Source organism: Companilactobacillus halodurans, assembly GCF_009600995.1.
GTDB lineage: Bacteria > Bacillota > Bacilli > Lactobacillales > Lactobacillaceae > Companilactobacillus > Companilactobacillus halodurans.
This window is the reverse complement of record NZ_VDFO01000015.1, coordinates 1-13,495: the sequence shown is the minus strand read 5'-3', so window position 1 is coordinate 13,495 and position 13,495 is coordinate 1. Positions and strand designations below refer to the sequence as shown.

Here is a 13,495-nt window from a genome sequence, read left to right as displayed (position 1 = left end):
AATTAATAGAGAAGGGATTCAAAACAATGTTTACAAAAACTGATGAAGAATTAGAAGAAATGGGTGCAAAAATTACGACCCGTGAAATTCAACAACAACCAGATTTATGGCAAGAAGCTTTCAAAAATTATACTGATAAAAAATCAGAGATAGATAACTTTATAGATAAAATCATTTCCACTTACCCCACTCAAAAAATTCGTGTTATCTTCACTGGTGCCGGAACTTCTGCCTATGTTGGCGATACTTTAAGACCATACTTGAATCGTGTTGGCGATACAGCTCATTTTGTTTTTGAGAGCATTCCTACAACAGATATTGTGTCCGCTCCTCTGGATAATCTAAGAAGTGACGACCCAACAATCCTGGTTTTATTTGCGAGAAGCGGCAATAGTCCTGAAAGTGTAGCTACGGTTGATTTAGCTGAAAAAATCGTGAAGAATCTTTTCCAAATCACGATCACTTGTGCTCCAGAAGGCCATTTAGCTAAAAAAGCTGAAAACGAAGATGCCAATCTCTTATTGCTACAACCAGCACTTTCAAATGATAAAGGTTTTGCCATGACAGGAAGCTTTTCTTGTATGACTCTCACAGCTGCTTTGATTTTTGACACAAATGATGAAGATAAAAAGTCAGACTGGGTCAAAACAATGATTAAAATGGGTCAAGAAGTTATCAGTCGTGAGGATGAAATTCAAGCTTATGCCGATCTTGATTACAACCGAATTACTTATTTAGGTAGTGGTTCATTATCAGGCTTGACTCGTGAAGCTCAATTGAAGGTTCTTGAATTGACGGCTGGTGAATTAACGACCATCTTTGATTCATCAATGGGCTTTCGTCATGGTCCTAAATCCTACGTTAACACCCGGACTATCGTCTTCGATTTCTTAAATAATGATAAGTACACACGTCAATACGACGTTGATATTTTGGAAGAAATCAAAGGTGACGATATTTGTGAAGAAGTTGTCGGTGTAGGTACGAGTGGTGATAATAATTTCTCTGGCAGCAACTTCTTGATTGAAAGTGGCGACAAAGATTTGCCTGAACTTTATCAAGCTTTGCCAGATGTTATCTTTGCACAAACATTTGCTTTGATGAATTCAATTAAAGTTAAGAATACGCCAGACACTCCTTCAGCAAGCGGAACAGTTAACCGTGTCGTTAAAGGTGTCACGATTCACGATTACGAATAATGATTTTTATCCAAAAAGGTTGAAACATTATGTGTTTCAGCCTTTTCTTTAAGACAGAAATTAAGGAGATTTAAAATGTCATATTATATTCATGCTAAAAAGTTCTTTTTGAAAAATACTACTGAAAATGGTGGCTATCTCGAAGTTACTGACGATGGCAAGTTTGGCCAATTTTATACAGCAGAAGATGAAAAGCCTGCTGGGAAAATCGTTGATTATGCTGATAAATTCATTGCGCCAGGTTTAGTTGATACTCACATTCATGGATTAGTTGGCCACGATGTGATGGATGATGATTTTGATAAGTTGAATGAAATGTCAGAAGGTCTTCTAAAGGCTGGGGTAACTTCATGGCTGCCAACAACTTTGACAGCTTCACATGATCAATTGCTAAGCATCTGTCATACGATTGGCGATAACTACAAAAAAGCTACTGGTGCTAAGATTCGAGGTATCCATTTTGAAGGACCTTTCTATACAGAAAAACACAAGGGTGCTCAAAATCCTAAGTACTTCAGAGATCCAGATGTTGCTGAATTCAATGACTGGCAAGATGCTGCTCATGGATTAATCAAGAAAATTTCTATTGCTCCAGAAAGAAAAGGCTCAGCTGAATTTGTTAAAGAAGTTGCCTCTGATGATGTTGCAGTTTACTTGGGCCACAGCGATGCTACTTTTGAACAAGCTAAAGCCTGTGTTGAAGCTGGTGCTACTGGATTTACGCACACGTATAATGGAATGAGCGGTTTAAATCACCGTTTACCTGGAATGGTCGGTGCAGCACTTTCCATGCATCTAGTAGATGACGAATTGATTTGCGATGGCCATCACGTTAACCCTTATGCTGCTCGAATCGTCATTGAAAAGAAAACACCAGAACATGTAGCTTTGATTACTGATTGTATGCGTGCTGGATTGATGCCAGATGGCGACTATGTTCTTGGTGAACTACCAGTTGTTGTCGCTGATGGGACTGCCAAATTAAAACAAGCACCACATAGTTTAGCTGGTAGTATCTTGTTGTTGAAAGACGCTATTAAAAATGTTGTCGACTGGAATATTGCCACAGATGAAGAAGCTGTTGAAATGGCAAGTTACACAGCAGCCAAGAGTTCAAAAGTTCTTGATAAATGTGGAATCATTGCTCAAGGTCGGGATGCTGATTTCATTGTCTTAGATGATGATATGACTTTGTCAGAAACATACTTGGACGGAATTTCTAGATATCAAGCTTAGAAGTGAATAAAAAATGGAGATGAGAATTAATTATCTCCATTTTTTAATTATCTTCGTGGTATAGACCGATATAAAATGCTATAATATACATGTTAAAATTAGTAAGGAGACTAGATTATGTCATATTATATTCATGCTAAGAAATTCTTTTTAAAAAACACAACTGAAAACGGTGGCTACCTAGAAGTTACTGATGACGGTAAGTTTGGTAAATTCTTTACTACAGAAGATGAAAAGCCTGAAGGCAAAATTGTTGATTATTCTGACAAATTTATCGCCCCAGGTCTTGTTGATACTCACATCCACGGTCTTGTTGGACACGATGTAATGGATGATGACTTTAACAAATTGAATGAAATGTCAGAGGGCCTTTTGAAGGCTGGTGTAACTTCATGGTTGCCAACAACTTTGACAGCATCACACGACCAACTTAAGCACATCTGCCAAACAATCGGCGATAACTACAAGAAGGCCACTGGTGCTAAAATCCAAGGTATCCATTTTGAAGGACCTTTCTACACAGAAAAACACAAAGGTGCTCAAAATCCTAAGTATTTCAGAGATCCAGATGCTGAAGAATTCAAGGATTGGCAAGATGCTGCTCACGGCATGATTAAGAAAATCTCAATTGCTCCAGAAAGAAAAGGTGCTCCAGAATTTGTAAAAGAAGTTGCCTCTGATGACGTTGCAGTTTACTTAGGACACAGTGATGCTACTTTTGAACAAGCAAAGGCTTGTGTCGAAGCAGGCGCTACAGGATTCACACATACATATAACGGTATGAGTGGCTTGAATCACCGTCTTCCTGGGATGGTTGGTGCAGCACTTTCCATGCATCTAGTAGATGACGAATTAATTTGCGATGGTCACCATGTTAACCCATTTGCAGCTAGAATCGTTATTGAAAAGAAAGGCGCAGAACATGTTGCCTTGATTACTGATTGTATGCGTGCCGGCTTAATGCCAGATGGCGATTACGTTCTTGGTGAATTACCAGTTGTCGTTGCTGATGGAACAGCTAGATTAAAGGATGAAACACACAACTTGGCTGGTAGTATCTTACTATTAAAAGACGCTATCAAGAATGTTGTTGACTGGAACATCGCTACAGACGAAGAAGCTGTAGAAATGGCAAGTTATACAGCAGCTAAGAGTTCAAAAGTACTTGATAAGTGTGGTATCATCGCTGAAGGTAGAGATGCTGATTTCATTGTCTTAGATAATGATATGACATTATCAGAAACATTCTTAGACGGTGTTTCAAGATACCAAGCCTAAGAAAAATAGTACACTGAAAAGATATGTTTAAACCGATATAAAAAAGCTTAAAAAGCAATAAAACCGAGGGTTACAAATTGTAACCTCGGTTTTTTAGCTCCTTGCTCTTTGATGTATACTCTATTTAATGGAGGATTATGATGGATAAAAAAATTATTGCTCATAGAGGAATACCGACTTTGGCGCCGGAAAATACCATGGCTTCATTTAACGTGGTAGTAAACCAAGATGTTAAATGGATTGAAACTGATTTAAGTATTACTAAAGACGAAAAAGTTTTTGTAATTCATGATGATAAATTGAACCGAACAACAAATCAATCTGGTTCAATTGAAACAGTAGATAGTTCAGATGTTTTGAATGCCGATGCAGGGTACTGGTTTGCGGAGAGATTCCGTGGCGAAAAGGTACCAACGTTGGATCAACTAATTGATTTTCTTAATATCCACAAAGTCAATGCTAATATCGAGCTAAAAGGAGTTGTAGGGGACAACGCTAATTATTTAGCTGATAAATTAGTTGAAAAATTTGCTGAAGCCTTAGATAACTTGGACGATCATGTAGATTTAATTATCTCTAGTTTTAATCCAATTATGCTCGAAAAAATGTATAAATTGCGTCCTAATTTGAAGTACGCTGTCTTATTCAGTCGTGAAACTTTGGGTGATGACTGGAATTTGGTTATGCAAGCTTGCCATGCCAAAATTGTTCATCCAGATAGTTCCGGCTTAACTCAAGCCAAATTGGAACAAATGAAAGATTATGGCTATGAAGTCAACGTTTGGACAGTCGATGATGTTAACCGTGCCCAAGAATTGCTTAAATGGGGTGCTGATGGAATAATTACTAATATTGCTGATCGCATGTTATTTTTAGAAAAGTAAAATAAAACTAAAAGACCTCGGAATTTCAGTTAAAAACTGATTTATTCCGGGGTCTTTATTGTCTAGACTAATTTGTGTTTTTGGAGGATTCGTTACGAAAATTAATAGCTTACTGAATTTAAAAGGGAGCAGAAGCTGACTCCAAATACGAGGTTTACGAATTAACATTGATTGATACTACAAAATCTAAATTTCTTTTGATTTTGTCTCATCTCGATTCAACCCAATTTTTTAGAACTAATCCCATTCGAATTGCATCTACCTTAATTACGATTAATTAATCGGTGACGTCTTGGTCGACGCAAGCTTACTTTCGTAAGGCTAAGAGAAACTGGAACTACTCTTAATAGTTTCTATTTCTCCTACCTTTTAGTATAAACATTCAAAGACTTTATCCAATGAAAAACTTGCCAATCGTACTCTATGTAAAGTTTTGTGCTAGATACTATCTTTGATAATCCAATTTAAAGTTGCGGAATAATTACCTTGTTTTGGAGTCCGTTCCTTTAAGTAAAGTAACAAGCCTTCTTCTTTATCCCACTTGATTGATTTTAAAGGCTGGTCTTTTTGAGATTTCGTAACTAAGACTTGAGTATTTAAGATATTTTGATAATTTTCTTTTTGATAAAAGCGCAAGTCAGAATTAAGAATCTTTTTATCATTAGTTTGTAAGGGTTCAGACTGGTTTAGAAAAATACTGACAGGACGTTTATTTCGCCGCTGATCATCAACATCGACAATATTTTCAGGAGCATTGTTTTGCTTGAGACGGTATTTTAGAGGACTAAATAAAGAATTATTTGAAATTTGAATTTGTTCAAAAAAGATATTTTTGAACTTTAATCCAATCTTATTGGTAGTGTAGTCAAAATGCAGTTGTTGACTACGATTGCTGTAAGATTCATCTTTTGTAGTTTTTCCGGAAAAATTGATGGTGGAATCAAAAGAAGTTTTTCGAGAAATATTGGGAGTAATTGTTGAAATTTCAATTTTTCTTTCTTTTGTACTAGGAATTGAGTTGATTTTCAAATGAAGGGTTCCATCTATTTGGCCTATTGAATAGTCTTCACTTGGAACTTGAATGTCATCTAATTTTATATAATTGATATTGGTATTAGGGAGAAGTGGTAAATCTAAATTTGAATTGGGGAAATCTGCAACACTGATGTTATTTAAGGCTATCTGATAAGTTATCTTGTCTCCAGTGGCAATGTTAGTCAATTGCTGATCAGTATCTTGTTGGTCTTGATATGTTTGGTTCAAAATTTTAGTAGAAATATCAACCTTAGGTTCTTTTGAGAGGAGAACAGTTAAAGTTGCTTCGTTTGTTTTGAAAGTTTTTTCGATTTTTTTATCTTTGATAGTAATTATTTTCTTGTTGATATTAATCTTTGCAAAATATTTATTCTGATTATTTTTTAAATCTGGATTTGAAATCTGTATAAAAGTTTGATTTTTTGAGGAGGGAATTGACTTGACCGTATTAGTTGAGTTATCTCGATAAAACCAATCAACAGTAAAATTACCATTAGTAATATTGTCTTTAAGAAATTGGCCAAGTTCTAAATTAAATGTTGCCGTTTGATTAACATTAACTGTTTTTTCATCCAATCCACCACCAATTTTTATATTAGTGGAAGCACTTTTTGGTTGATTTTGTTTATCTTTTCGTGAAATACGTTCAGAAGAATTATCGGCATCGTCAATCGTTCCAGTGATTTTGACTGTACCAGGTTTATTGTTTTTATTAGCAGTGATTTTACCATTTGAATCAATAGTTGCTAATTTAGGATCATCAGTCGACCATTTTATTTTCCCTGTAGCATTTTTTGGTGTTTGCATTCCAAAAGCTTTTGTCGTTGTGGGTAAAAAATCACTATTATGGTTAAGCAGGTAATTAGAATCAGTTGATATGGTTAAGCTCAATGTTGGAATAGGATTAGGTACTACATGAACTGTAGCAACTTTAGAATTAATAGAACCTATACTTTTAGATATGTAGAAAAAATCAGATTTAACTTGATATTTAAAGTCACCAACTTTATTGGTATCAACTTTTAAAGAACTAGTATTTTTAGATTGATTGATCTTTTTCCAATGAAAGCCATCTTCACTCATTCCCCAAGAATATTCGATAGATGGAAAAGGGTAAAAAAATGGATGTTTTCCTTGAACATTTAAACTTAGAGATTGACCAAGCGGAACATAATAATCGGATTTCAATTGTGGATCAAAATAAAAATGAAGAAATTCAAACCATGAATATTTCGGTGTTTCTGGATAAGGGAAACCTGCAGATTGTGATGCCTTTAAAATAGTATCTGATTTAGCAATATGAATCTCCGTAGTTGAAAAGCCTAAAATAACAATATGAAAAAATAATAAAGGCCAAAGAAATTTTCGCTTTTTAAAATATTTTGGCGATAACATAAAAATTCCTCCTAAGATGTCTATACCAATAAAGAGTATATCCAATTCAGGAGGAATTTATTTGCAAAAATGGAATTTAAGTTTTTATGTCGAAAAATTAGTAGAATTATAGACTGTTTTCAAAATTCCACGTTAGGGTAGTAGAATATTTGCCAGCTTTAAAACCGATTGAACTGTCATAGGATAATAAGAGACCATCTTTCTTATCCCAAGAAATAGATTCAAATTTATCATCTTGTTCAACTTGTTGCACAGGTACTTTATTGTTTAAAACATCTAGATAGTTTCCATTTTCATAGTACCGAAGACTTACAGGTAGAGTATTTCCATAAGCATCAGTAAACGGAGTATTTTGAGAGACGAAAACTTTCAATTTCTTTTTATCGCGCCGCTCGTCATTTCCATCAACGATATTATTGGGAGCGTTACTTTCACTAGGGCGGTATTGCAGGCCTTTTTGCCCATAAGCATGAATCGTTCCGAAGTCGATATCTTGAACGTCAGCTTTGATTTGGTTGGACAAATAGTTGATTGTTTCTGAAGTTCCTTCTTGACGATAGACGACGCCATCATTGTCAGTTCCATAAACGTATGGCGTGAATTGGAAACTGGAACTTTCGGTAATGTTTGTAGCACTTGTCGAAACTTGAATGTCCTTATTCCCACTGACAGGGATATCACCAATATCAATTACTAAATTATCATTATCGCCTTGATTAACAATTGAATATTGGTCGGATGATATAGCTTTGTCGTCGACTTTAACTGAGTTTACAACAGTTCCTTTTTTCAATGGCAAAACGTAAAAACCATCTTTTAGTAATCCTTCAGTACTTTTATTAGTCAAAGTATCATGGTAAGTAACTTCATCATCAGTAATTACGTCGTGCAGTTCATGTTCTGTATTGTCTTCATGAGAGTAAGTTTGATTGAGCATAGAATTATTGATTTGAATATCAGGTGTTCCTGCCGGGATGACGGTTAACTTAGCTTTGTTTGAGGTAATAGTTTTAGTTATTTTACCGGTTTTCAAAGTAACGATGGCTTGGAAATATGAACCGTCGTCACTAATAGTATTTTTATCGGTCGTATAACTTGTATCTTGACCGCTGGATACAAGTACTTTCGTATCAGAATTTGGAGCATACTTGTACCAATCAACGGTTACGGAACCAGAGTTCTCATCTTCATCATCGCTACTGCCACCAGTATTTCCTCTTAAAGTGAAAGTAGCTGTTTGACCTGATTTAACAGTTTGATCATCGAGTCCACCACCAATGTGAACCATTACTGAATCACTGATATTTGGACTATTGGTGTTGGTCATTGTGGCTGTAACTTTTACATCACCAGATAAACCCTTATTATTGGCGGTGATTTTACCATCTTCATCAATTGTGGCTAAAGAGGTATCGTCAACTGACCAAGTTAGTTCGCCAGTAGCATTATTTGGCGTTGGCTTAGCATGAGCAAAAGTTGTATTTGATAACTCGTCGCTAGTGTTGTAGAGGTAATCATCATCAACTGTCACATCTAATGACCGTGCATCAACTGGTTCTGGTAAAGCATGAACAGCGGCAACTTGTGAGTAGATATGCGTTTTAAACAGAGGCGTAAGTAATGTGTAGTATTGAGTATCCAGTTGATACCAAACGGTTCCCACTTCTGTTGGCGTGACAGTCATATTTTTCTTATAACCATTATCGCTTTTACTAACTTCAGTCCATTTCTTGCCATCAGTCGATTTCCACCAGCGATAATGGGCACTATCAAATAGCCCTAAAAGAACTGACCAGACAGATCTTCCAGCATCGGTTCTTAAGGTAACAGGTGAATTGACCGTGGTATAAGAATCGGCATTAGGTTGAAGTCCATAACCATTAGAAAGCCAAATTCCTAAAAATTTCACGGGATCGTTATTTGGCTTAAATTTAGGTGTCACGACGACTTCTTCATCATCTGCCTGAACGGATTTTTGTGATGATGAAGCTGACGAAGCGATTAAAAGTATCAAAGGAATCAACAATAGTAAAAATAATTTTAATTTATTACTTTTATGATTTTTCTTCATAAAATAACCTCCGATACACTTATATAAAATAAGTATATCAGAGGATAATTAGGTAATGATTCTAAATATTATGAATTTATTTATTAAAAAGTGAATAAAAAATACCTTTTCATTATTAAATTAACAATGAAAAGGTATTTTATTAAATTCGTTTTGGACGTAATGAGTACGCCATTACTAATGAAACTACTGAAGTGAGAATTAGAACATAAAAACTAGTTCCAAAAGAACCACTTGTTGTTACAGCAACTTGGCCAGTGATAGCACTTGAATTTACTACTCCGGCATAAAGAATTGCATAAAGAGCGGCGTAGAGAATCGTTGGCAATAGAGTGAAGATTCTTGTTATACGAATACTTCCACGTGATCTGAAACAACCAGCAATCAAAGCAATAACAGGCGACATAAAGCAAATCAAGCGAATTGCTGAAAAACCATTAGTAATCCAAGTGTTTTGAGCACCAAGGTTAGCTGTATAGTTAGCAGCGTTGGCAATGGTACTTGATAGTGAAAGGCCATCTAGAAATGGACCACTGATTGAAGCAACAAAACCAATGATTGAGGCTACAATAATGACTTTTTGCCGAGTTGTTTTTCTATTAGGCTTCAATCTTTCAGCTGCTCGGTCGTATTTTTCATGTTTCTTTTGATGAGCAGGGCGTGCTTGATAATCAGAATTTGGTGTTTGGGAATTGTCAGGATTTGAATTAGAGTCTTTTTTAAGAGAAGTCTCTTTTTTCAAAGCCTTATTCGCACCTAATTCATTACCATGTCCTAATTGCGATAAGAGGAACCAAGCAATAATAGCAATTGCTAAACCAACAAAACCATAATTTCTTTTTACTACCAATAAAATTGCAAGGATAATTACTACAAAAATACTGATATAAGCGTTATTCTTCGCAAATTTGATCATGTTATGGATGAGACCATCATTAGGGTCGACCTCTTCAGCTTTTATCTTAGCTTGTGCGGCACGACGTTCACTTTCTGTTGGTCCAAAAGGATCTTTGATTGGATCCTTGATGGGGTCTTCATAAGTATTATGATGTGTTTCTTCTTGAGCTTTTTTGTATGGCTTTTGTGAAATTGGATTGAAGTCATTTTTACTATAGACTTGAGTCTTATCATCAATTGGTTCATCAGCACTTGTCTTGCTGAAAGAAGAACGATTTGAAGTGGTTGTTGATTTGTTAAAAGTCTTCATTTCAGGTTCTGGATCAGGACGAGGTGTTGAATTGTGATTTGGATGGTCAAAAGATCCATATTCACGTTGTTGAGCAGGGGCTTGTTGTAAAGGAGCCTCTTTTTTAGTGTCCTTTTTTTCAGGTTCTTCTTGATTTAATTCATTTTCGATTTCAGACAATGAACGAATGGTGTCATCATCTTTTGGTTCACTAGTAGTTTTTGTATCTTGTGTAGATTTCTTTTTTAGGGCGTAGCCGCAGTTATCACAAAATTTCTGATCTGGATCGACTTTATGGCCACAATTTGGACAAAACATTTTTTGCATTCCTCCATTATGTTGACAAAATAAGTATACAAGACAACCCATTTTATAGGAAGACATTCAGCGAAAGTTCACAGAAATGTCACATGTTGTATATCCGAATCTTAATTATACAAAATATTCTTAGAGTTTGCTTAAAAAAATAAAATTATATAATAAAAAACCTCACCTATCGGGAAGAATAAGTGAGGAAAACGATTGTTGGTTTTGTATTAGTCAAACTTTTAGGTATGGAAAATGTTAGATATTGGTCATTGCAGGGAGAACAGCTGGATTTTGAGGTAAGAGGTGAGATGTCCTCCCTGCACGTTTATTATAGCTAAAAGCAAATCGGCTTTTCCAATCTAGTTTGATATAAATTAATATTAGAAAGGTGATTATTCTGTATAAATTGCTTTTAGTTTAGCCAATTTATCTTTATCGATTCCCATAGCAGTATTTAAATAATTTTCGAAATCGCCATAGTAATGGTCGATGGCAGAAAAAATTGAAGTAATACTTTGGAAGTCACCTTTGGTCATATTCATTTTATTGATACTTTGATTACCGTTTTTATCATTTAAAGTCTTCTCGATAGTTTTGGTATCTTCATACATTAAATTAGTTAGAAGATAGTCTTTAGTGATGGTCTCGTAATCGACGTTCAGAGCTTTCAAGATGAGCAAAGCTCCAATTCCCGTCCGATCCTTTCCGGCAGCACAATGAAAGAGTAACGATTGTTTATCTTGGTCATTATCTAACATCAAGTTGAAAAGAAACCGATAAGCTTGTTGACCATGAGCATCTAAAACGACGCTTTGATAAATTGCTCCCAAATAGGAATATTCATCGTGCTTGACTAAATTTACTAGTTTTTGCCCGTTGCCTCGAAGTGGGTAAACGGGGTCAGAATAAATTTTATAAAAATTTGAGGTCGTATCGGCCCAAGTCCTTTGCTCGCTAGTGGAACGGAAGTCGACGACGTACTTCAATCCATAATTTTTAAGGTATTTTAAAGACTTATTTGTTAAGTTACTTATATCTCCTGAACGAAGGAGTTTATTATATTTAATTGTTGTACCATCTTTAGTGGGGTATCCACCAAGTTCACGTAAATTTATGGCACCTTCAAGATTTAATATGCGCTTCATTTTAATCCTCCCCGATTCATTGCGTATTTAGGTCGTTATAGTATTATATTACTAAGGTGATATATGGTGAAAAAGAAACTTTCAATTATTATGACAGCTTATAACGTAGCTGATTATATTTCTAGTGCGATTGATTCAGTAATTGCTCAGACTAATCAAGACTTTGATTTAATTATTGTGGACGATTGCTCGACAGATTCTACCCAAGAAATAATTCGTTCTTATGAGCGAAACTATGATTGGATTGATGTAGTTTGCCATACCGAGAATTTTGGCGTTTCCACAGCTCGTAATACCGGTTTAGCAAAGGCTGACGGTGAGTTAGTGACTTTTATTGACGGTGATGATTGGGTTGAACCTAATTATGTTGAACACTTCTTGTCGATTTTTGAACAAGAGAACGTCCAAATGGTCACTTGTGGTTTTTTCAATGAAAATGAGAACGGCAAGGTCAAGAACAAGTTCACAAAACATAAAACGTCAATCGTCGGTCGCGATGAGGTCGTCAAACAAATTATCAAGATGACTGGAACCGTAATGGGTTACACGTGGAACAAAGCTTACGTCCGTTCAATTATTGAAGAGAATCATTTGATTTTTCAAACCGATCTCGATTTAATGGAAGACCAAGTTTTCAACGTCGAATATGCGACCTTGGCTAAGAATTTTTATTTGGACAATCAGCCGCTCTATCATTACATCTCTCGAAAAGATAGCATTACCAATCGATTTGCGATGGAGAATGTCAGAGATATTGGCGTTGCCAGATTGAAAGTTCACAGAACACTAAAGGAAAGTTCTCGAAATGAGAAAGACAAGATTTAATATATATGAAATAGGCTAGTCGAGCTAAAAACTCGGCTTTTTTTGTACCTGCATTCAAGTTAAGAGTACCATTTAATTGGGTAAAGATGCTTTCAAAATATTTTTGAAAAAATAAATTTCTCGGTTGAGATGCTATAATATTACTATCTTAATACTCGTCATCGAAAGGAAAAATTATGCGAATAAATGTCTTGCAACACACCCCAAATGAAGGTCCAGGAATGATTCAACAGTGGTCAAATGAGCATGACCACCAAATGTACGTTTATCATCCTTATCAATATGGATTTTTACCAACAGCCAAAGAAACTGATATGTTGGTAATTTTAGGCGGACCAATGAGTCCTAATGATGATTTGGATTGGATCAAACAGGAGCGCAGTCTAATTAAAGAACTGTTAGACCAAGATAAACCAATTTTTGGAGCTTGTTACGGAGCTCAACAAATCGTGAAGACAATGGGATATGAAGTTAAAAAAGCTCCCGCTAAAGAAGTCGGTTGGGGACCAGTTTATCGTCGTGATACGAGAATTTTAGATATTCCCGAAGAATTGACAGTTTTGCACTGGCATGAAGAAATGTTTGAAGTTCCTGATGAAGCCCAATTGCTCTTTTCAAATGATAACTTGGAAAATCAAGGTTTCGTGATGAATCATCGTGTCATTGGCTTACAATTTCACATTGAACCAGCTGCTGATAATGTCCGGGAAATGGTCGTCAATGATTTTCCTTATATCAAGGGTTCCGTTCTTAACCAAACAGCTAATGAAATTCTAAGTGAGCCAGTCCCCAATCAAAATAAAATCGAAAATTACAAGAACAAGTTAGCCACTTGTCCAAAAATAAATACGAAATATATCAGTACCAGAAAAGTACATTTCTAAACTCCACAGAAACTAGTGAATAGTTCCCGTGGAGTTTTGTAGTTTAAC

The 13,495-nt window shown here is 35.6% G+C and carries 10 protein-coding genes; 6 read left to right on the top strand and 4 right to left on the bottom strand.

Features of this window, described 5'->3' with window-relative positions; all coding sequences use genetic code 11:
• Nucleotides 1–26: 26 nt before the first annotated feature.
• From FHL05_RS05145 to FHL05_RS05130, 4 genes are all read left to right on the top strand, one after another.
• Nucleotides 27–1,199: an SIS domain-containing protein gene (locus FHL05_RS05145; protein ID WP_153384832.1), complete on the top strand. Its 1,173-nt coding sequence runs from the start codon at nt 27–29 to the stop codon at nt 1,197–1,199.
• A gap of 75 nt (nt 1,200–1,274) precedes the next feature.
• Entirely contained in the window at nt 1,275–2,435 is a 1,161-nt protein-coding gene (gene nagA / locus FHL05_RS05140; protein WP_153384831.1) for an N-acetylglucosamine-6-phosphate deacetylase, read from the top strand.
• A gap of 117 nt (nt 2,436–2,552) precedes the next feature.
• On the top strand, nt 2,553–3,713 hold the full coding sequence (gene nagA / locus FHL05_RS05135) for an N-acetylglucosamine-6-phosphate deacetylase (protein ID WP_153384830.1): 1,161 nt from the start codon (nt 2,553–2,555) through the stop codon (nt 3,711–3,713).
• 140 nt (nt 3,714–3,853) lie between these two features.
• Complete coding sequence (locus tag FHL05_RS05130) at nt 3,854–4,597, top strand: glycerophosphodiester phosphodiesterase family protein (RefSeq protein ID WP_153384829.1); 744 nt, start codon at nt 3,854–3,856, stop codon at nt 4,595–4,597.
• Nucleotides 4,598–5,035: 438 nt separating this feature from the next.
• Here FHL05_RS05130 and FHL05_RS05125 read toward each other — a convergent pair whose 3' ends face one another.
• The 4 genes from FHL05_RS05125 to FHL05_RS05110 all read right to left on the bottom strand — a co-directional run bounded on the left by FHL05_RS05125 (nt 5,036) and on the right by FHL05_RS05110 (nt 11,738).
• Nucleotides 5,036–7,027 (bottom strand): Ig-like domain-containing protein, encoded by a 1,992-nt coding sequence (locus FHL05_RS05125; RefSeq protein ID WP_153384828.1) that lies wholly within the window; start codon nt 7,025–7,027, stop codon nt 5,036–5,038.
• Nucleotides 7,028–7,133: 106 nt separating this feature from the next.
• The gene (locus FHL05_RS05120) at nt 7,134–9,098 is read right to left on the bottom strand and encodes an Ig-like domain-containing protein (RefSeq protein WP_153384827.1); all 1,965 of its coding nucleotides are present in this window, start codon (nt 9,096–9,098) and stop codon (nt 7,134–7,136) included.
• 142 nt (nt 9,099–9,240) lie between these two features.
• The gene (locus tag FHL05_RS05115; RefSeq protein ID WP_162000218.1) at nt 9,241–10,602 is read right to left on the bottom strand and encodes a zinc ribbon domain-containing protein; all 1,362 of its coding nucleotides are present in this window, start codon (nt 10,600–10,602) and stop codon (nt 9,241–9,243) included.
• 383 nt (nt 10,603–10,985) lie between these two features.
• A complete protein-coding gene (locus tag FHL05_RS05110; protein WP_153384825.1) occupies nt 10,986–11,738 on the bottom strand; it encodes a tyrosine-protein phosphatase in 753 nt (250 codons plus the stop codon).
• Between the two features lie 66 nt (nt 11,739–11,804).
• Between FHL05_RS05110 and FHL05_RS05105 the strand changes: the two genes are divergently transcribed.
• Nucleotides 11,805–12,563 carry a glycosyltransferase family 2 protein gene (locus FHL05_RS05105; RefSeq protein WP_162000217.1) on the top strand — a complete coding sequence of 253 codons (759 nt, stop codon included), beginning with the start codon at nt 11,805–11,807 and terminating at the stop codon, nt 12,561–12,563.
• 176 nt (nt 12,564–12,739) lie between these two features.
• Entirely contained in the window at nt 12,740–13,447 is a 708-nt protein-coding gene (locus tag FHL05_RS05100) for a type 1 glutamine amidotransferase (RefSeq protein WP_153522198.1), read from the top strand.
• The last annotated feature ends 48 nt before the right edge of the window (nt 13,448–13,495 follow it).